Origin of the sequence: Sulfitobacter sp. (assembly GCF_039977885.1) — a bacterium.
In the GTDB taxonomy this organism is placed as follows: Bacteria; Pseudomonadota; Alphaproteobacteria; order Rhodobacterales; family Rhodobacteraceae; genus Sulfitobacter.
In genome coordinates this window covers 73,601-92,357 of the sequence record NZ_JBDWCI010000018.1, presented here as the reverse complement: position 1 = coordinate 92,357, position 18,757 = coordinate 73,601, and the positions used below count along the sequence as shown (strand labels likewise).

The 18,757-nt window shown below is 56.5% G+C and carries 14 protein-coding genes; 6 read left to right on the top strand and 8 right to left on the bottom strand.

Annotated elements, in window-relative coordinates:
- Positions 1-17 precede the first annotated feature (17 nt).
- From ABJM03_RS12640 to speB, 3 genes are all read right to left on the bottom strand, one after another.
- The gene (locus ABJM03_RS12640) at positions 18-860 is read right to left on the bottom strand and encodes a methyltransferase domain-containing protein (RefSeq protein WP_348418026.1); all 843 of its coding nucleotides are present in this window, start codon (positions 858-860) and stop codon (positions 18-20) included.
- Entirely contained in the window at positions 857-2,896 is a 2,040-nt protein-coding gene (locus ABJM03_RS12635) for an ASKHA domain-containing protein (RefSeq protein ID WP_348418024.1), read from the bottom strand. The genes ABJM03_RS12640 and ABJM03_RS12635 overlap by 4 nt, the downstream gene beginning before the upstream one ends.
- A gap of 174 nt (positions 2,897-3,070) precedes the next feature.
- Complete coding sequence (speB, locus tag ABJM03_RS12630) at positions 3,071-4,030, bottom strand: agmatinase (protein ID WP_348418022.1); 960 nt, start codon at positions 4,028-4,030, stop codon at positions 3,071-3,073.
- Between the two features lie 136 nt (positions 4,031-4,166).
- Between speB and guaB the strand changes: the two genes are divergently transcribed.
- The 3 genes from guaB (at position 4,167) to ABJM03_RS12615 (ending at position 9,237) form a co-directional block, all read left to right on the top strand.
- A complete protein-coding gene (gene guaB / locus ABJM03_RS12625; protein WP_348418020.1) occupies positions 4,167-5,615 on the top strand; it encodes an IMP dehydrogenase in 1,449 nt (482 codons plus the stop codon).
- A gap of 3 nt (positions 5,616-5,618) precedes the next feature.
- Complete coding sequence (locus tag ABJM03_RS12620) at positions 5,619-6,782, top strand: RsmB/NOP family class I SAM-dependent RNA methyltransferase (RefSeq protein WP_348418018.1); 1,164 nt, start codon at positions 5,619-5,621, stop codon at positions 6,780-6,782.
- Positions 6,783-6,936: 154 nt separating this feature from the next.
- The gene (locus ABJM03_RS12615) at positions 6,937-9,237 is read left to right on the top strand and encodes an ATP-binding protein (RefSeq protein ID WP_348418016.1); all 2,301 of its coding nucleotides are present in this window, start codon (positions 6,937-6,939) and stop codon (positions 9,235-9,237) included.
- Between the two features lie 14 nt (positions 9,238-9,251).
- On the opposite strand, the gene ABJM03_RS12610 is transcribed toward ABJM03_RS12615, so the two are convergent.
- Positions 9,252-9,848, bottom strand: a complete 597-nt coding sequence (locus ABJM03_RS12610; protein ID WP_348418014.1) for a gamma-glutamyl kinase — start codon at positions 9,846-9,848, stop codon at positions 9,252-9,254.
- 203 nt (positions 9,849-10,051) lie between these two features.
- Here ABJM03_RS12610 and recA point away from each other — a divergent pair, with 203 nt between their 5' ends.
- From recA to ABJM03_RS12595, 3 genes are all read left to right on the top strand, one after another.
- Positions 10,052-11,113 carry a recombinase RecA gene (gene recA, locus ABJM03_RS12605; RefSeq protein WP_348418012.1) on the top strand — a complete coding sequence of 354 codons (1,062 nt, stop codon included), beginning with the start codon at positions 10,052-10,054 and terminating at the stop codon, positions 11,111-11,113.
- A gap of 142 nt (positions 11,114-11,255) precedes the next feature.
- Positions 11,256-13,913, top strand: a complete 2,658-nt coding sequence (gene alaS / locus ABJM03_RS12600) for an alanine--tRNA ligase (RefSeq protein ID WP_348418011.1) — start codon at positions 11,256-11,258, stop codon at positions 13,911-13,913.
- 5 nt (positions 13,914-13,918) lie between these two features.
- Positions 13,919-14,206 carry a DUF1330 domain-containing protein gene (locus tag ABJM03_RS12595; protein WP_348418009.1) on the top strand — a complete coding sequence of 96 codons (288 nt, stop codon included), beginning with the start codon at positions 13,919-13,921 and terminating at the stop codon, positions 14,204-14,206.
- Positions 14,207-14,344: 138 nt separating this feature from the next.
- On the opposite strand, the gene typA is transcribed toward ABJM03_RS12595, so the two are convergent.
- From typA to ABJM03_RS12575, 4 genes are all read right to left on the bottom strand, one after another.
- Positions 14,345-16,162 carry a translational GTPase TypA gene (gene typA, locus ABJM03_RS12590; RefSeq protein ID WP_348418007.1) on the bottom strand — a complete coding sequence of 606 codons (1,818 nt, stop codon included), beginning with the start codon at positions 16,160-16,162 and terminating at the stop codon, positions 14,345-14,347.
- A gap of 91 nt (positions 16,163-16,253) precedes the next feature.
- Positions 16,254-16,586 (bottom strand): SMR family transporter, encoded by a 333-nt coding sequence (locus tag ABJM03_RS12585; protein ID WP_348418005.1) that lies wholly within the window; start codon positions 16,584-16,586, stop codon positions 16,254-16,256.
- 108 nt (positions 16,587-16,694) lie between these two features.
- A complete protein-coding gene (locus tag ABJM03_RS12580) occupies positions 16,695-17,306 on the bottom strand; it encodes a YitT family protein (RefSeq protein ID WP_348418002.1) in 612 nt (203 codons plus the stop codon).
- A 156-nt stretch (positions 17,307-17,462) separates the two neighbouring features.
- Positions 17,463-18,677: an NADP-dependent isocitrate dehydrogenase gene (locus ABJM03_RS12575; RefSeq protein WP_348418001.1), complete on the bottom strand. Its 1,215-nt coding sequence runs from the start codon at positions 18,675-18,677 to the stop codon at positions 17,463-17,465.
- Between the last annotated feature and the right edge of the window lie 80 nt (positions 18,678-18,757).

The window sequence follows — 18,757 nt, the reverse complement described above, 5'->3', positions numbered from 1 at the left end:
CCCAGCCTGCGCAGTCGTCAAGAGGGTTTGCGCGCGGTGATATAGTTGATCTGTGCCGGAATCCCCAGCCCGTCTGCCGTGGCGTATTGGCTAAGTGCCTCGGCCAATGCTGCCTTAAGCTGGCCGCGGGTGGTGTCATCGGCTTCGAAATGGGCAAGCGCGGTTTGGGCGGGGCCGATAAAGCACATGTTTTCCGCCAGGCTGATGGCATCTCCGTCAAAGGGCAGGGTGATGTCTACTGTCTCGACTTCACCTTCAAGGCCGGCCTGATCCAGAATTGTTTTTATAAATTCCGGGTCACGCAGGGCGAACGGGCCGGGACCGTCGGGGTCAGGTTTCGGCATTTCACCCAGCTGTGCGCGGGCGACCTGTGCAGGCAGCGTGAAGAAAGGGTTTTGCCCGACCGCGCCCCATGTGGCAAAATATATCCGCCCGTCCTTGCGCAGCGCGGATGCGATATTGGCAAAAGCGGCTGCCGTATCGCTAAAGAACATCACACCGAAACGCGAGATGATTACATCTGCGGAATCCGGCACAAAATGATTGTCCTGGGCATCCGCCATAAGCAGGCCGACGTTGGTGTAGCCTGCGGCGCGTTCCTGTGCAGCACCGAGAAGGACATCGGATATGTCAATTCCAGTCACATGGCCCGTGGCACCGATCATGTCGGCCACGGCAAATGTGCTGGCCCCTGCGCCGCAGCCAATGTCGAGCACGCTATGACCGGCAGCCAATTCGGCGCGCTCAATCAGACCGTTGAGGATCGGTGCAAATAGCGCGTCTGTGGCGGCGCTTTGGTCGATCCATATTTGGCCGACGGTATCGCTCCAGAACCGGCGCTGGTCGTCATTGCCGCTCATGAACGTCTCCGCCGCCGGCCGCCGCCACTGCTATCACCGCCACCGGTGTTGAAGGTCTGTGTGGGGAGGGTGACAATGGAATTGAGGATCGGGAAAGGCTCAACTGCATTGGGCATCGCTGAGGCGTTCACGAAATGCTCTTGAAAACGCGGCTCAATGGCGGTTTCGATCTTGTGGATTTCTTTGACGGTTTCTTCAATCTCAGCGCGGGCATCGCGGTTGAGCAATGCGATGCGTGCGCCTGTGCCTGCTGCATTGCCGGCCGAGGTAACCTTGTCCAGCGGGGCATCGGGGATCATGCCGATCACCATGGCATGTTTCGTCGAGATATGCGCCCCAAAGGCACCGGCCAGAACCACGCGGTCTACCTTGTCGACACCGAATTTATCCATGAGAAGACGCGCACCTGAGTAGAGCGCGGCCTTTGCCATTTGGATTTCGCGGATGTCGCGGTTGGTCACTGTGATTTTCGGGCCGTCCTGCGCCGTGCCATCATAGACCAGATAGCTGTTGGTGCGTCCATCCGCGAAAACAGCGGCCGAGCCTGTCTGCTCGGCTGTGCCAATCAGGCCCGGTGCGTCAACAATTCCGTTCATGCGCATCTCGGCGACCATTTCGATGATGCCGGAACCACAGATCCCCGTGACACCGGTTTGGGCGATGGCAGCTTCAAAACCTTCCTCATCGGACCACAGGTCCGAGCCGATGACCTTGAAGCGCGGCAGTTTGGTCACCGGATCAATCTCGACCCGCTCAATTGCACCGGGGGCCGCGCGCTGGCCGGAACTGATTTGCGCACCTTCAAAGGCTGGGCCGGTGGGTGACGAGCAGGCGAGCACTTTTTCGCGGTTCCCCAGCAGGATTTCCGCGTTGGTGCCGACGTCGACAACCAGAACGAGGTCTTCGGAGGTTTGCGGGCTTTCAGAGAGCGCCACAGCCGCAGCATCCGCACCCACATGCCCCGCGATGCAGGGCAGCATATAGACACGCGCGCTTTCATGGATGTTGAGGTCCAGATCGCGGCCGCGCAGGCGCATGGCGTTTGAGGTGGCCAGCGCAAATGGCGCTTGACCCAGCTCAAAAGGATCAATGCCAAGGAAGAGGTGATGCATGACCGGATTACAGACAAACACGGCATCCACGATGAGCTGCTTGTCGATCTCGGCCTCGGATGCGAGTTGGGTAAAAAGCGAACACATGCCTTCACGTACGGCCAGCGTCATTTCCTCGGCACCGCGTTCGTTCATCATGGAATAGCTCACGCGGCTCATCAGATCTTCGCCAAAGCGGATCTGTGGGTTCATCACGCCGGAGGAGGCCACGACATCGCCGGTTTGCAGATCACACAGATGCGCGGCAATGGTCGTCGAGCCAAGGTCAACGGCCACGCCATAGATCGTGCCGTCATAAAAGCCCGGCCAGATATGCATGATGCGAGGCTTGTTTTCGTCATCGCCAAGGTGGACGGCGACGGTAACTTTCCAATCGCCCTTGCGCAAAACCTTTTGCATCACATGCAAGATGTGCAGGTCCGCCGTGACCTCATCCAGCTGCCATTGCTCTAACAGCGCCTTTTGCAGCCGCTCAAGATCACCGGAGGGGTCGTGCATATCGGGTTCGTCAACGTCGATATAGTAGAGTTTTGTCGAGGGATTGAGGGTGATGTCGCGCACTTCGGCACGTTTGCGGACGACCTGTTTGTGGACTTGGGATTCAGCGGGCACGTCGATGATCACATCCTTGAGCACTGTCGCTTGACAGCCCAAACGGCGGCCTTTCTTGAGCCCGCGTTTTTCATCATAGTGCGCTTCGACCTTGTTCCATTCTGATAATGCGTCCGGTGCCACGGTAACCCCGTGTTTGGAAAATTCGCCGTAGCCCGGCGTGATCTGGCATTTGGAACAGATGCCCCGCCCGCCACAAACGGAATCGAGATCAACCCCTAGTTGACGAGCAGCCGTCAGGACCGATGTGCCCACCGGAAACCGCCCGCGTTTGCCTGAGGGGGTAAAGATAACAAGGGGATTGTCGCTCATATTTTTGACTTCCAGACAGGTGTTTGGCTGCACAATAGCTTTGCTTGCGCGAAGGGGAAGGCTTGGGGCGTCATAATTCGGTGTGCTTGCGTCATTTGTCGCAGATGGGGGCGCTGCCCCCTTGGCCCTGCGGGCCAATTCCCCCGGAGTATTTCAGGCTAGAGAAAATAGGCGTCAGCTTTGGCGGCGGGCATGGAAGATGAAGCCGAGGAAATTGAGCAGGATTTGCGCCGCGAGGATTTGGGTTGAGCCGGAGGGGTCATAGTCAGGAGCGACTTCAACCAGATCCATGCCGATGACTTCGTGGCGTTCTGCGACAGCTTGCAAAAGTTCGAGCACCTCATAATAGAGAAAGCCGCCATGGGAGGGGGTCCCTGTGCCTGGTGCGATGGATGGGCAGAAGGCGTCGATGTCGAGTGTCACATAGACCCTTGCGTCAGGCGGGATATGGGCGAGCACGCCGCCTGTGCCCATTTTGCGCGCTTGGCGCACGCTGATGATGTCAGAGCCCATGGCGCGGGCGTCAGCGTAGCCTTCTTTGGCGGTGGAGCTGACATTTCGGATGCCGACCTGGGTGAGGCCGGTCACATAGTCATGCTCGGCCGCGCGGCGCATTGGGTTGCCGTGGCCGTGACGCACGCCGTGGCGTTCGTCGACAAAGTCGAGATGTGCGTCGATTTGCAGGATGTGGAAATCGCCCTGAGCGTCAAAGGCACGAATGCAGGGGATATTGACCGAGTGATCACCGCCAATGACCACAGGCAGGGCCGCGGCGGCAAGGGCGGCGCGCACGCCTGTTTCGATGTTTTTATGGCTGGCTTCGGTATCGGTGTGAATGATATCGGCGTCTCCCATATCCACGATGTTTACATCGCCGGGCAGGTAGGTTGCGTCATCTTCGTGATCATAGGCACCGGCGTGGCCGAAGCTGAACAGGGTGGAGGCTTCGCGAATTGCGCGCGGGCCGAAGCGGGCACCGCTGCGGTATTGTGTGCCTGCGTCAAAGGGCGCACCAAGGATGGCCACATCCGCGTCAAGCTTGTTCCAGTCTACTTCAAAGGGCCGTTTGCCAAATGTTGCGATCCCCACAAATGGGAGGTCAAGCCTGCCGCTGTCATAGCCGTGTTTCGCCATTTTTATCTCCTTCATTCTGCGCAGCTTTGGCGAAAGGCAGGGCGAAAGCAAGTGATGGTGTCATCGGGTCTTTTCAATCTTGTAGATCCGTGAGATATGAAACCGCCAAATGATGCCATTACCCTTGGAGGTTGTTATGGAGATTCGTGAGGCCCTGACGTTCGATGATGTGTTGCTGGTTCCGGCCGCATCTTCGGTGCTTCCGTCCACCGCAGATACACGCACACATGTGACGCAAACCATTGCGCTTAATATTCCTTTGCTGAGTTCGGCGATGGATACCGTGACCGAAGGCCGTATGGCTATTGCCATGGCTCAGGCTGGCGGCATGGGCGTTGTGCACCGCAATCTGGATATCGAGGAGCAGGCGCGCGAGATCCGTCGGGTCAAGCGTTTCGAGAGCGGTATCGTTTATAATCCGATCACATTGACGGCCAATCAAACGCTGGCCGACGCGAAGGCTTTGCAGGCGCGTTATAACGTGACCGGCTTTCCCGTGGTCGACGAGACCGGTCGCGTTGTCGGGATTGTGACGAACCGCGATATGCGGTTCGCGCATGCGGATGACACCCCTGTGCATCTGATGATGAGCAGCGACAACCTTGCCATCTTGAACGAGCCGGCAGACCGTGACGAGGCAATTAGCCTGATGAAGGCCCGCCGGATCGAAAAACTGTTGGTGACGGACGGGAAGGGCAAGCTTACCGGGCTGCTCACGCTCAAGGATACCGAGCAGGCCGTGCTGAACCCTACTGCATGTAAGGATGAGCTGGGCCGGTTGCGTGTCGCGGCAGCGACGACGACCGGTGATGCGGGCTTTGAGCGCTCTGAAGCGTTGGTGGATGCCGGCGTAGACATGATTGTGATTGATACGGCCCACGGACACTCCGAAGGGGTGGCTATCGCGGTGGAGCGGGCCAAGAAGCTGAGCAATGAGGTGCAAGTGGTTGCGGGTAACGTGGCCACCGGCGAAGCCACTCGTGCGCTGATTGGCGCAGGCGCGGATGCTGTAAAGGTCGGCATCGGGCCGGGGTCTATCTGTACCACGCGCATGGTTGCCGGTGTTGGTGTGCCGCAGCTGACCGCGATCATGGATTGCGCGAAGGCAGCCGGTGATACACCTGTGATTGCCGATGGCGGGATCAAATTCTCGGGTGATTTCGCCAAGGCGATTGCAGCGGGGGCATCCTGTGCCATGGTTGGCTCAATGATCGCCGGTACGGACGAAAGCCCGGGCGAAGTTATCCTGTATCAGGGCCGTAGCTTCAAAAGCTACCGCGGCATGGGGAGCCTTGGTGCGATGGCCAGCGGATCGGCGGATCGCTATTTCCAGAAGGATGCGGCCAGTGACAAGCTGGTGCCTGAAGGGATCGAAGGGCAGGTTGCTTATAAGGGCAGCGCGGCCACGGTGGTACACCAGATGGTTGGCGGCCTACGTGCTGCCATGGGGTATACCGGCTGCGCCACTGTCGACGAGATGCGCAAGAACTGCAGCTTTGTGAAAATTACCGGTGCGGGGCTGAAGGAAAGCCACGTGCATGACGTTCAGATCACGCGTGAATCCCCCAACTACCGAATTGGATAAGCTATGACACCGGCAGCACGGGTGGCCGCCGCCATCGAGATTCTTGACATGATCGGTGACGGCACGCCAGCCGAGCAGGTGTTGACCCGCTGGGGGCGTGCGAACCGGTTCGCCGGCTCCAAGGACCGTGCCGCGATCCGTGATTATGTTTTTGACGTGCTGCGCCAAAAACGATCAGCCGCCTGGTTTGGTGGTGCCGCGACGGGGCGGGGCCTGATGATTGGGTTATTGCGTGCGCAAGGCGTTGACCTCGACACGGTTTTCACCGGTGAGGGCCATGCGCCTGCGCCTTTGGCCGAATATGAGCAAACCCGCCCGGAGGGTGAACTCCCCCAGGCCGAAGCGCTGAACTTGCCTGACTGGCTGGCCCAACGGTTTAGCGAGAGCCTTGGCGATGGCGCGCAACAAACAGCGCTTGCGCTTCAGTCGCGCGCACCATTGACGTTGCGCGTAAATACATCAAAAGCAGATGCTTCTGGGGCGACCCTCATGCTTAAAGAGGCCGGTGTCGAGGTCGAGGCAAATCCGCTTAGCCCTACGGCGTTGACAGTTGTAGAGGGGCCACGGCGTGTGCGAAACGCGCCCGCCTATCTGGAGGGGTTCGTGGAGCTGCAAGATGCCTCGAGTCAGGCTGTTGTCGATGGGTTGCCTGAGGCCAAGAGGGTTCTCGATTACTGCGCAGGTGGTGGTGGCAAAGCGCTGGCGCTGGCCGCGCGGGGGGCGGACGCCGTTTTCGCCCATGACGGCGATCCTGCCCGCACGCGTGACCTGCCACTGCGTGCCGCACGTGCCGAGGCAGAGATTACCCAGTTGACCACAAGCGAGTTGGCGCGCAGTGGCCCTTACGATTTGGTTCTAGTGGATGCGCCCTGTTCGGGCAGCGGATCGTGGCGCCGCGCGCCCGAGGCGAAATGGAACCTGACTGAGGAAAAGCTGAACGATACATGCCAGTTGCAGGATGACATCCTTGACGCAGCCCACGCTCTGGTCGCGCAGGGGGGCACATTGGCCTATGCGACATGTTCGATCCTCAACGAGGAAAATATGGCCCGGGTCGAGGCGTTTTTGGCACGTCACGGCGAATGGATCTGCACATGGCATAAAACCTATGATGTCAGCCCGTCGGGCGACGGGTTTTTCATCGCACACTTGACCCAAGGTAAATAATCAGGAAGCCTAAATCCATGCGTGAGCAATGGGTTATTTTGGATCTCGGTTAAGGCTCGGTTAACCCTTCAGGCGAACAGTAGGTCTACGATTCGCGTTAGCGGTCGCTTGGCGTTTTGGAAGGGATTGCATGCAAGAAAGACAGACTCGGGAAATGACAGTTGCAAACCGGTTTGCAATGCTCGCGCCGGGGCGGCTTGTTTTGTTGAGTGGGATTGCTGTGATATTGGGCGCTGCGGCCTGGTTATCTCTGACAGGATTGCAACGACAGGCCGCGATTGCATCGGCGGCAAGTTTGCTGTGTGTTGTTGTGGTATTGGCAATCTTGCGCAGTGGACAACGATTTTCTAGGGACCAACACCTAAACGCCATATGTAATTTTGTTTTGAACGACAGCGCGCCAAGCCTGATCACGCAAAGTGACGGGCTTATCACCTATGGAAATGCCGCGGCAGAGCGCACATTTGGACCGATTGCGGGCAAAACGCTTGCCGGGTTGGTGCAAGACCGGTTGGGTCACGTCAGCCCAATCCTTTTCCGGCTGCAATCCCGGGCTGCTGCGACGGGATCCGCGCGCGAAGAAATCGTGAGTAATAGCAATCAACTGTTGCTTGCGGTGCATGACATCGGGCCAAGCGGCTTTGCGTGGCGTATCGAGCCGGTGAACCTGCAAGGTGCCGGTACGTTGCCCTCTGATAGCCGCATACTCCCTATGTTGATGGTGGGGCGGAGTGGGGCGATTTTGTCGATGAACCACGCTGCGCGGCAATTTGTCGGCGCGCGTGGTAAATCGCTTGATACTCTGTTTCCTGACGCTGTGATCGTACCCGGAACGGTGATGGATGTCGCAACAGTGGCAGGCAACCAGCCCGCTTTGATTGCGCAAACCGATGCTGGTGCCGGACGGCGCGCCATTTATCTGCTGCCACCGCCTGCCGTTGATGCCTCTACGCCTGAACTCACACCTGATTGGCATGTTTTTCAGGATATGCCGATCCCCATGGTCAAGATTGCACCGGATGGAAAAGTGCAAGCGTTCAACATCCGCGCTTCGAAATTGATCGGCGTTTCGCTGGTTGAGGGGGCACATCTGTCGGCGTTGATGGAAGGTTTGGGCCGTTCGATTACAGATTGGCTAGAGGATACATTGGCCGGACGTCTGGTCCAGAAATCAGAATTCTTGCGCTTGACCCGTGGCGATAGGGAGGCCTTTGTTCAAGTGACCCTGAACCGTATCGAAGAAGACGGTGCGCCCGCGCTGGTTGCGGTTTTACACGACGCCACAGAATTGAAATCCCTTGAAGCACAGTTCGTTCAAAGCCAGAAAATGCAGGCGATTGGCCAGCTTGCCGGTGGTGTTGCTCATGATTTCAACAACCTTTTGACCGCAATTTCAGGGCATTGCGACCTGTTGTTATTGCGCCATGACCAAGGAGACAGCGATTATGCGGATCTGGTCCAGATTAACCAGAACGCCAATCGCGCTGCCGCTTTGGTCGGGCAATTGCTGGCCTTTTCACGCAAACAAACCCTACGTCCTGAAACTCTTGATATGCGTGATACTCTTGCGGATTTGACCCATCTTTTGAACCGGCTGGTCGGTGAGAAGGTGACACTCACGCTGAGCCATGATCCCTTGTTGCAACCCATTCGGGCGGACAAGCGCCAGCTTGAACAGGTGTTGATGAATCTGGTCGTGAATGCGCGCGATGCCATGCCATCGGGTGGCGAAATCCGGATTGTGACACAGGATTTAACCCTGACCAAGCCGCTTACCCGCGATCAGGTGACCGTGCCGGAAGGGAATTACGTGATCATCAAGGTCAGTGATGATGGTAAGGGGATTGCGCAGGACAAGCTGCAAAAAGTGTTCGAGCCCTTCTTTACCACCAAACGAACCGGAGAGGGCACCGGTTTGGGGCTTTCAACGGCTTACGGGATTATCAAACAATCGGGCGGCTATATCTTTGTGGATAGTACCGAAGGCGTGGGGACGGATTTCACGCTATACTTCCCCGCATTGCCGCAACAGGTACAAGACGTCTCACCAAAAGAAGCCGAAGTGGTGGCCGTTGCGGGAGCAGTGCCGGCCGGTGGCGTTATTCTTTTGGTGGAGGATGAGGCACCGGTCCGCGCCTTTGCCAGCCGTGCCTTGCGCCTGCGGGGATATACCGTGCTGGAGGCGGAAAGTGCCGAAGCCGCGTTGGAAACCTTGCAGGATGAAACCTTGAAGATCGACGTATTTGTGACGGATGTGGTTATGCCTGGTATGGACGGGCCAAGCTGGGTGCGCGAAGCGTTAAAGGTCCGTCCGGATGTCAGGGTGGTGTTTGTTTCAGGCTATGCCGAAGATAGTCTGGGCGAGGCGCAAAAGAAGATTCCGAATTCGGTTTTCCTGCCTAAACCGTTCTCCCTTAGCGATCTAACCGATACGGTTAACAAACAACTGCATTAACCTTGGGTAGCAGGCTAGCGTGGGATGCTTTCATATAGCTCAAAATCCTCTGCGAACTTGCGCCTGAACCGCGCTTCGATATCCGGTGACAAAGGTGCATCCATTTTAGGCGATACATTCTCCCGACCGGGGTCAAGCTTCACATCCAGTCGTTCTTCGAGAAAGCTTTTGAGGCGGGGTTGGTCTTCGTAGCTGAAAAGATGGGTGATTCCCGTTCCATTGGGCTGACGCTCCAGAAATTTCAGTTGGTTTCCAACTTCGGCAAAGCCGGGGCGTTTGCCTTTCATATAGGCTAAAACGAACTCGTCGAAGGTCACCCCATGGGTATTATTGGGCTTATCGCTCATAAAGGGTCGCCGCCGGTATCTGTACCAGCTGTTCAGCCAGCTGATCGGCTCGCGCATCACTGCCATCAGCTCCATCTCGGCATCGCATACATTCAAAAACATCGGGCGAATAAAGCGATTATAACGGTAAACAGGCGCATGTTTGAGCAAAGGCGGGTCGGTGATGACCAGATCGGCCCGTGGGGCCAGCGCCGTCTGATAGGCTGTCGTTCCGGTCTTTGGCATTGATAGAAATGCCAGCCGCTCTTTGAAAAATACAAGCATTCGCCTCTCCTTACAGCAGCATCCGGTAAACTCGGACAGACCTCAACACCTTCTTAACCAATCTCGCGCAAAGCTTGAATAGAAAGAATTTGATTGAAGTGTTCCACTTTTGTGCTCATAAGAACATTAGTGGAACATAAACCCGAAGGCGAATGGGGCGATTGCCGCCACCGTGTGCCTGTGACAGTAAGGGACGAACCCAAATGGCAACGGCAGATCTTTTGAATATGGATAAGAAATCGGCAGACAAGCAAAAGGCGCTCGATAGCGCTTTGGCACAAATCGAACGGCAGTTCGGTAAGGGCTCTATTATGAAGCTCGGCGCTGAAGGGGCGATGCAAGATATCACAGCATCCTCCACGGGCTCGCTGGGGCTTGATATCGCGCTGGGAATTGGCGGGTTGCCAATGGGTCGGATCATCGAGATCTATGGCCCTGAATCTTCTGGGAAAACGACGCTGACCCTGCATTGTATCGCAGAGCAGCAGAAAGCCGGCGGTGTTTGCGCATTCGTGGATGCCGAACATGCGCTCGACCCGCAGTACGCTAAAAAGTTGGGCGTAGATATTGACGAGCTGCTGATTTCGCAGCCTGACACGGGTGAGCAAGCGTTGGAGATTACCGACACGCTCGTGCGGTCCGGCGCGGTCAATATGGTTGTGGTCGATTCGGTTGCTGCGCTTACGCCCAAGTCCGAACTGGAAGGCGAGATGAGCGATAGCTCTGTTGGTGTGCAGGCGCGTCTGATGAGCAAAGCAATGCGTAAGCTCACCGGTTCGATCGCGCGGTCACATTGCATGGTTATTTTCATCAACCAAATCCGGATGAAAATCGGCGTTATGTTCGGCAGCCCCGAGACAACAACAGGCGGCAACGCGCTCAAGTTTTACTCTTCGGTGCGTTTGGACATCCGTCGCATCGGTTCGCTCAAAGACCGCGATGAGGTTGTGGGCAACCAGACGCGTGTCAAAATTGTAAAGAACAAGGTGGCTGCGCCGTTCAAGCAGGTCGAGTTCGACATCATGTACGGCGAAGGCATCTCAAAGATGGGTGAGCTGTTGGACATGGGGGTAAAAGCCGGCATCGTCGATAAATCGGGCAGCTGGTTCTCCTACGGCGATGAACGGATCGGGCAGGGGCGTGAGAACGCCAAGAACTATCTGCGCGAACATGAAGCCATGGCCATCGACATCGAGGACAAGATCCGCGCAGCGCACGGCCTGGACTTTGACGGCTCGGATGATGCGGATATTCTGGACGAATAATACCGGCCTTTGTCCCGCTAAATTTTTAAAAGGGTGCAAGCTGCAAGGCTGGCACCCTTTTTTGCTTGTCTACCTGTGGACAGCCCACCGCCGCAACGCTATTTCAAACAGACCTTTCCCGCGTGCCCAAAGGACGGACATCATGCAGACGCTCAACGAAATCCGATCGACTTTTCTGAATTATTTCGGGGACAACGGGCACGCGATCGTGGCCTCAAGCCCGCTTGTGCCACGCAACGACCCCACGCTGATGTTCACCGCGGCCGGTATGGTTCAATTCAAGAACCTGTTCACCGGCGTCGAGACGCGGGATTATAGCCGCGCCACCACGGCACAAAAATGCGTACGCGCGGGCGGCAAGCATAACGATCTGGACAATGTCGGCTACACGGCGCGGCACCATACTTTCTTTGAGATGTTGGGCAATTTCAGCTTTGGCGATTACTTCAAGGAAGACGCCATTCCGCTGGCTTGGGATCTATTGACTAAAGTGATGGGCATTGATCCGTCAAAACTGTTGGTGACGGTCTATCACACCGATGATGAGGCGGTCGCGATCTGGAAGAAACATGCAGGCCTGAGCGATGATCGCATCATCCGGATTGCCACGGATGATAACTTTTGGTCAGCTGGTCCCACAGGCCCATGTGGCCCATGTACAGAAATCTTCTATGACCACGGTGATCACATCTGGGGTGGCCCTCCCGGCTCGCCCGAGGAAGACGGCGACCGGTTTGTCGAAATCTGGAACCTCGTTTTCATGCAATACGAGCAGTTCGAGGATGGCACGCGCCGTGATCTGCCGAATAAATCCATCGACACCGGTATGGGGATTGAGCGCGTTGCGGCCCTGCTGCAAGGGACAAATGACAACTACAGCACCGATTTGATGCGCAACCTGATCGAGGCTTCGGCCAATGCGACCAGCAGTGACCCGGATGGCCCAGGCAAGACGCACCACCGTGTGATTGCCGACCATTTGCGCTCGACCTCATTCCTGATGGCCGATGGCGTAATGCCTAGCAACGATGGCCGCGGCTATGTTTTACGCCGGATTATGCGTCGCGCCATGCGCCATGCGCATTTGCTGGGGGCCAAGGATCCGCTGATGCACCGCTTGGTCCCTGCGTTGGTGGCGCAGATGGGGCAGGCCTATCCTGAATTGGGTCAGGCCCAAACCATGATCCAGCAAACCTTGCTGCAGGAAGAAACCCGTTTCCGGCAAACGCTCGATCGTGGATTAAAGCTGCTCGATGACGAATTGGGAGGGCTGACCGAAGGGGCGAACCTTTCTGGCGAGGCGGCGTTCAAACTCTACGATACCTACGGTTTCCCACTGGACCTCACACAAGACGCCCTGCGCGAAAAAGGCCGCGCCGTTGACATCGAGGGTTTCGATGCGGCTATGGCTGCCCAAAAAGCCAAGGCGCGTGCGGCATGGGCCGGTTCGGGCGAGGCGGCGGATGCGACCGTCTGGTTTGACGTGGCCGATAAGGTCGGTGTCACAGATTTCCTTGGCTATGAAACCGAAACAGCCGAAGGCAAAATCGGTGCGCTGGTACAGGGTGGCAAATTGGTTGATGCGGCCCAGACCGGAGAAGAAGTGCAAATCGCCCTGAACCAAACGCCATTCTACGGCGAAAGCGGTGGTCAGTTGGGCGACACCGGCTTGATCACAACCGAAACAGGCACTGCTCGCGTTACGGACACCCGCAAGGCCGCTGATGTCTTCATTCACATTGCCACCGTGGAAACCGGCAATCTGTCTAACGGGCAATCGGCTGTGCTCAAGGTAGATCATGCCCGCCGCAGTGCCATCCGCGCCAATCACTCGGCGACGCACCTGCTGCACGAAGCCCTCCGCCACGCGCTTGGCGATCATGTGGCACAGCGTGGCTCGCTGAATGCAGCGGACCGGCTGCGTTTTGACTTCAGCCATAACGAGGCAATCAGCATAGCTGATCTTGCGGCGGTGGAGACCGAAGTAAATAGCTACATCCGGCAGAACTCCGCGGTCGAAACCCGTATCATGACACCCGATGACGCCCGCGCTCTGGGTGCCCAAGCGCTCTTTGGTGAAAAATACGGTGACGAAGTCCGTGTGGTTTCCATGGGCATGCAGGAGGGCTCCGGCAAAGGTACAAATGGCGCGACATATTCGCTCGAACTTTGCGGCGGTACTCATGTGGCCCGCACCGGCGACATCGGTGCATTTGTACTGCTCGGTGACAGCGCCAGCAGCGCAGGTGTTCGTCGGATCGAAGCGCTCACTGGTGAGGCGGCGATGGCACATTTGCGCGCACAGGATAGCCTTCTAACCCAAACCGCGTCAGAGCTGAAAGCCCCGGCAGCCTCTGTTCCAGAACGGGTGCGCGCACTCATGGACGAACGCCGCAGCCTTGCAAATGAGGTAGCACAGCTGCGCCGTGAACTCGCTATGTCCGGAGGGGCAGGCGCAGCAGCCGAGGCAAAGACCATCAATGGCATCGCTTTCCATGCTCAGGTGCTTACAGGGGTGACCGGCAAGGACCTCCCAGCATTGGTAGACGAACATAAAACACGCATCGGTTCGGGTGCTGTCTTGCTGATTGCCGATACCGGTGGAAAAGCGGCGGTCGCAGCAGGCGTAACAGATGATCTCAAGGCATCTCTCTCGGCTGTGGACATCCTGCGTGCCGCCGTTGCAGAATTGGGCGGCAAAGGCGGCGGCGGGCGTCCCGATATGGCACAGGGCGGCGGTGACTCAGCTGAAAACGCACAGGCGGCGATTGCCGCTGCCGAAACTGTTTTGAAAGGATAACCCGAATGGGCGCACTCTGGATCGCACATGTCACAGTCACAGACGAGGAGGCGTATAAAAAATATGCAGCCCTCGCGACAACAGCTATTGCTGAACACGATGGCACGTTCATAGCCCGCGGGGGACGCTTTGTTCAACTCGAAGGAAAAGAGCGCCCTCGCAATGTAGTCGCCCGCTTCCCCGATGTAGAAACGGCCGAACGCTGCTATCACTCGGATACCTATCAAGCAGCGCTGGAGCACGCCAGACACGCGTCAGAACGCGAATTGATGATTATTGAAACGAACGAGTAATATTTCGCTATTTTCTCTAGCTAAAAATACTCTGGGGGAATTGGCGCTTGCGCCAAGGGGGCAAAGCCCCAACTTCATCGGAAAACAAAAAAGGCGCTCCATATACGGAGCGCCTTTTTCTATTCTATATCAAATCCTTTAAGCGGATTTCGACATCCGCTTACGTTCATGCGGGTCAAGGAAACGCTTGCGCAGACGCACGGCGTTCGGTGTCACTTCAACCAGCTCATCATCGTCGATGTAAGCAATCGCTTCTTCAAGGCTCAGGGTGACCGGTGTGGTAAGACGCACGGCTTCGTCAGTACCAGAGGCACGGACGTTGGTCAGCTGCTTACCCTTCAGCGGGTTCACTTCGAGATCGTTGTCACGGCTGTGTTCGCCGATGATCATACCTTGATACACATCGGTTTGCGCGCCGATGAAGAATTTGCCGCGGTCTTCCAGCTTCCACAGAGCAAAGGCAACAGACGTGCCGTTTTCCATGGAGATAAGAACACCGGCGCGACGGCCCGGAATCTTGCCCTTGTGCGGGGCCCAGTCGTGGAACACGCGGTTCAAAACGCCTGTGCCACGGGTATCAGTCAGGAATTCACCATGATAGCCGATCAAACCGCGTGAGGGGACATGTGCCACAATCCGCGTTTTACCAGCACCGGCAGGCTTCATTTCTACCAATTCGCCTTTACGCACACCGGTCAGCTTTTCGATTACTGCGCCTGAGTATTCATCATCCACGTCGATTGTGGCTTCTTCGATCGGCTCATGGCGCACACCGTCGATTTCGGTGAACAGAACCTGAGGGCGCGAGATTGACAGCTCGAAGCCTTCACGTCGCATGTTTTCGATCAAAACACCCATCTGCAGTTCGCCGCGGCCAGCAACTTCGAATGAATCGCCATTGGTGCTGTCGGTGACTTTGATCGCTACGTTGGATTCGGCTTCTTTCATCAGGCGGTCACGGATAACGCGAGACTGTACCTTTTTGCCATCACGGCCTGCCAGCGGGCTGTCGTTGATGCCGAATGTTACGGTGATTGTGGGCGGGTCAATCGGCTGGGCAGGGATCGCGTCGTTGACGGATTGATCGGCCAGCGTATCGGCAACCGTTGCCTTGGTCATGCCCGCGATGGAGACAATGTCGCCTGCTTCTGCTGTGTCGATGGCGGTCTGCTCCAGCCCGCGGAAGGCGAGGATTTTGGTGCAGCGGAAGTTCTCGATCAATGTGCCGTCGCGCGACATCGCTTTGATCGTCTGGCCAGCTTTCAGCGTGCCGGTCTCAACACGGCCTGTCAGCAGGCGGCCAAGGAAGGGATCGCCGCCCAATGTGGTTGCCAGCATGGTAAAGGGTTTGTCAGCCTCGGCAACCTGTTTCGGGGCAGGCACGTGATCAAGGATCAGTTCGAACAGCGCAGAGAGATCTTTGCGTGGGCCGTCCAGTTCCATATCAGCCCAGCCAGAGCGGCCAGAAGCGTACATGGTCGGGAAATCAAGCTGTTCGTCTGTTGCGTCAAGGCTGGCGAACAGATCAAAACATTCGTCCAAAGCGCGATCAGGCTCACCATCGGGTTTGTCGACCTTGTTGATCACAACGATCGGCTTGAGGCCCAGTTTCAGTGCTTTGGAGGTCACGAATTTTGTCTGTGGCATCGGGCCTTCGGCGGCATCCACCAACAGTACCACACCGTCGACCATCGACAGGATGCGTTCAACTTCGCCACCAAAGTCGGCGTGGCCGGGGGTGTCAACGATGTTGATGCGCGTGCCTTGCCATTCAACCGACGTCGGCTTGGCAAAGATCGTGATGCCGCGTTCGCGTTCCAGATCGTTGCTGTCCATGGCGCGTTCGGTTGTCGCCTGGTTTTCGCGGTACGTACCGGATTGTTTCAGAAGTTCGTCCACCAGCGTCGTCTTGCCGTGGTCAACGTGTGCAATGATTGCGATGTTGCGCAGTTCCATGGGTATACCTTGTCTCAGGGAGTTGAGCGGCCTCTACCGTGCATCCGCGCCAAAGGCCAGCAAAAAACCAGTTTGCGGTAAATGAGGCGGTTTAATGTGAAGATGTTGCCGAAAAAAGATGAATTACCGCGATCCCGCCGATGATCATCAGCAGACCGATCATAGCGGGCAGATCCAGGCGTTGACCAAAAACAACCCAACCGATGGTGGCAATCAGAATAATGCCAAGCCCGCTCCACAGGGCATATACAATTCCGACCGGCATTGTGCGCAGGGTGACCGACAACAGATAGAATGACACTGCGTAGGCCACGACGACCAGAATTGAGGGCAGGGGCTTTGAAAATTGTTGGCTTGCTTGAAGCGCCGTTGTGCCAATTGTTTCGGCCAGTACAGCAAGGGCAAGGATCAGGTAAACAGGCATTGCGACGACCTTTTACGACGAGGGGAACGATTCCCACAATCTTTCTTCCACGACCTCAACCGCAACGCAATCACCCGCAGCTGTGATAGGTTACACGGATTGGTCAGGTTATACTGCAATATAGCGATCGCGACGGTGGTTGATGGCAATGATCAGGTTCAGCACAATGGCCCCTACAATTGAATACAAGACAATCGGAAGCTCAAAGAGAAACAGCGCGGCACCAAAGACGATGACATCAAAGATAAGCTGAACCCAGCCTGCGCGAAAACCGGTGCTGTCTTGGACCAATAACGCGACCACCCCGAAACCGCCCAGTGAGCCGTTATGCCGGAACATTGCGAGCAATCCCAGCCCGACCAACGCCCCAAAGGCGATGGCGGCAAACAGGGGATGAATGGTCTGAATGGTGATGCCCAGCGGGATAACTTCGGTGATTACCGACAACATCGTGACCGAAATCAATGATTTAACGGTGAATGCCGTGCCCAGCCGCTGCCACGCGATGGCATAAAAGGGTAAGTTTATAACAAAAAACACCGCGCCAAAGGAATAACCGGACAAATAGGCGATGATTACGGCCACACCCGCGGTTTGACCCGTGATCAGACCGGCAGAGGTCAGCAGGTAAACACCAAAGCTGCATAGGAACACGCCCAATGATAGCCCTTGGGCATCATCAATTGCGGTGTGGTCTTGGGGTGGTTTATGGCTTTTCATATCAAGCCAGATAGGACAATATTGCTGACCTTCCAAGAGGTACTTGCTGTTTTCTGTCAGACGGTTGAGGAAAAACCGATTTGCGCAGAACTGCCGCTTAATAAACCCGCAAATGGCGGGGTACGGGGGCATTCAATGCTGCCCCCGTATTGGTCATTAGCCCTTGAGAGCCGCGTTGAGATTTTCGTCGACTTTTTCCAAAAAGCCCATCGTCGTCAGCCAACCCTGATCTGGGCCAACCAAAAGCGCGAGGTCCTTGGTCATGTGGCCATCCTCTACAGTATCTACAACGACCTTTTCCAAGGTCTCGGCGAAACTGGTCAGGGCAGCGTTTTCGTCCAGCTTACCGCGGTGTTTGAGCGCGCCGGTCCATGCGTAGATCGAGGCGATGGAGTTGGTCGACGTTTCCTCACCCGCCTGATGCTGACGGTAGTGCCGCGTGACCGTGCCGTGTGCGGCTTCGGCCTCGACCGTTTGGCCATCGGGGGTCATCAACACAGATGTCATAAGCCCGAGCGAACCAAAGCCCTGTGCCACAGTGTCCGACTGCACATCGCCGTCATAGTTCTTACAGGCCCAGACATAGCCGCCATTCCACTTCATCGCGCAAGCAACCATATCGTCAATTAGGCGGTGCTGGTAATAAATGCCGGCTGCTTTGAATTTATCTTCGAATTCAGTCTCGTAAATATGCTGGAACAGCTCGAGAAAACGACCGTCATATTGTTTGAGGATCGTGTTTTTCGTGCTCAGGAACACAGGCCAGCCAAGGTTCAGACCATAGTTGAGCGAGGCGCGCGCGAAGTCGATGATGGATTTGTCGAGGTTATACATTGCCATCACCACACCGGAATCAGGCGCGTCGAAAATCTCATGCTCAATCGTGGTGCCGTCTTCGCCGACGAATTTCATCGACAGCTTGCCTGCGCCCGGGAATTTGAAATCGGTGGCGCGGTATTGGTCGCCATACGCATGGCGGCCCACAACGATGGGGCGGGTCCAACCGGGCACAAGGCGGGGCACGTTTTTACAAATGATCGGCTGGCGAAAGATCACACCGCCCAGAATGTTGCGGATCGTCCCGTTGGGCGAACGCCACATCTTCTTGAGACCGAATTCTTCGACGCGTGCTTCATCCGGCGTGATGGTCGCACATTTAACGCCGACACCATATTTTTTGATCGCTTCTGCGGAATCAATCGTGATCTGGTCATCCGTATCATCGCGCGCCTGAATGCCAAGGTCGTAGTATTTCAGATCCACATCCAGATAGGGCAGGATCAGCTTTTTCTTGATGAAATCCCACATGATGCGGGTCATCTCATCCCCGTCGAGTTCGACGATGGGGTTCTCTACCTTGATCTTTGTCATGGAGGTGTCCTTTGGCTAGGCTATATCGTTGATCGTGTAGCTCAATTTTGCCCCAAGGGAAAGTCGGCGAGGCAGGGGAT

Coding starts and splice junctions, on each gene's coding strand:
- ABJM03_RS12640 (WP_348418026.1), bottom strand. CDS start 860: ATGAGCGGCAATGACGACCAGCGCCGGTTCTGGAGCGATACCGTCGGC.
- ABJM03_RS12595 (WP_348418009.1), top strand. CDS start 13,919: ATGGGCGCACTCTGGATCGCACATGTCACAGTCACAGACGAGGAGGCG.
- speB (WP_348418022.1), bottom strand. CDS start 4,030: ATGGCGAAACACGGCTATGACAGCGGCAGGCTTGACCTCCCATTTGTG.
- ABJM03_RS12620 (WP_348418018.1), top strand. CDS start 5,619: ATGACACCGGCAGCACGGGTGGCCGCCGCCATCGAGATTCTTGACATG.
- ABJM03_RS12635 (WP_348418024.1), bottom strand. CDS start 2,896: ATGAGCGACAATCCCCTTGTTATCTTTACCCCCTCAGGCAAACGCGGG.
- recA (WP_348418012.1), top strand. CDS start 10,052: ATGGCAACGGCAGATCTTTTGAATATGGATAAGAAATCGGCAGACAAG.
- typA (WP_348418007.1), bottom strand. CDS start 16,162: ATGGAACTGCGCAACATCGCAATCATTGCACACGTTGACCACGGCAAG.
- ABJM03_RS12585 (WP_348418005.1), bottom strand. CDS start 16,586: ATGCCTGTTTACCTGATCCTTGCCCTTGCTGTACTGGCCGAAACAATT.
- ABJM03_RS12615 (WP_348418016.1), top strand. CDS start 6,937: ATGACAGTTGCAAACCGGTTTGCAATGCTCGCGCCGGGGCGGCTTGTT.
- ABJM03_RS12575 (WP_348418001.1), bottom strand. CDS start 18,677: ATGACAAAGATCAAGGTAGAGAACCCCATCGTCGAACTCGACGGGGAT.
- ABJM03_RS12610 (WP_348418014.1), bottom strand. CDS start 9,848: ATGCTTGTATTTTTCAAAGAGCGGCTGGCATTTCTATCAATGCCAAAG.
- alaS (WP_348418011.1), top strand. CDS start 11,256: ATGCAGACGCTCAACGAAATCCGATCGACTTTTCTGAATTATTTCGGG.
- ABJM03_RS12580 (WP_348418002.1), bottom strand. CDS start 17,306: ATGAAAAGCCATAAACCACCCCAAGACCACACCGCAATTGATGATGCC.
- guaB (WP_348418020.1), top strand. CDS start 4,167: ATGGAGATTCGTGAGGCCCTGACGTTCGATGATGTGTTGCTGGTTCCG.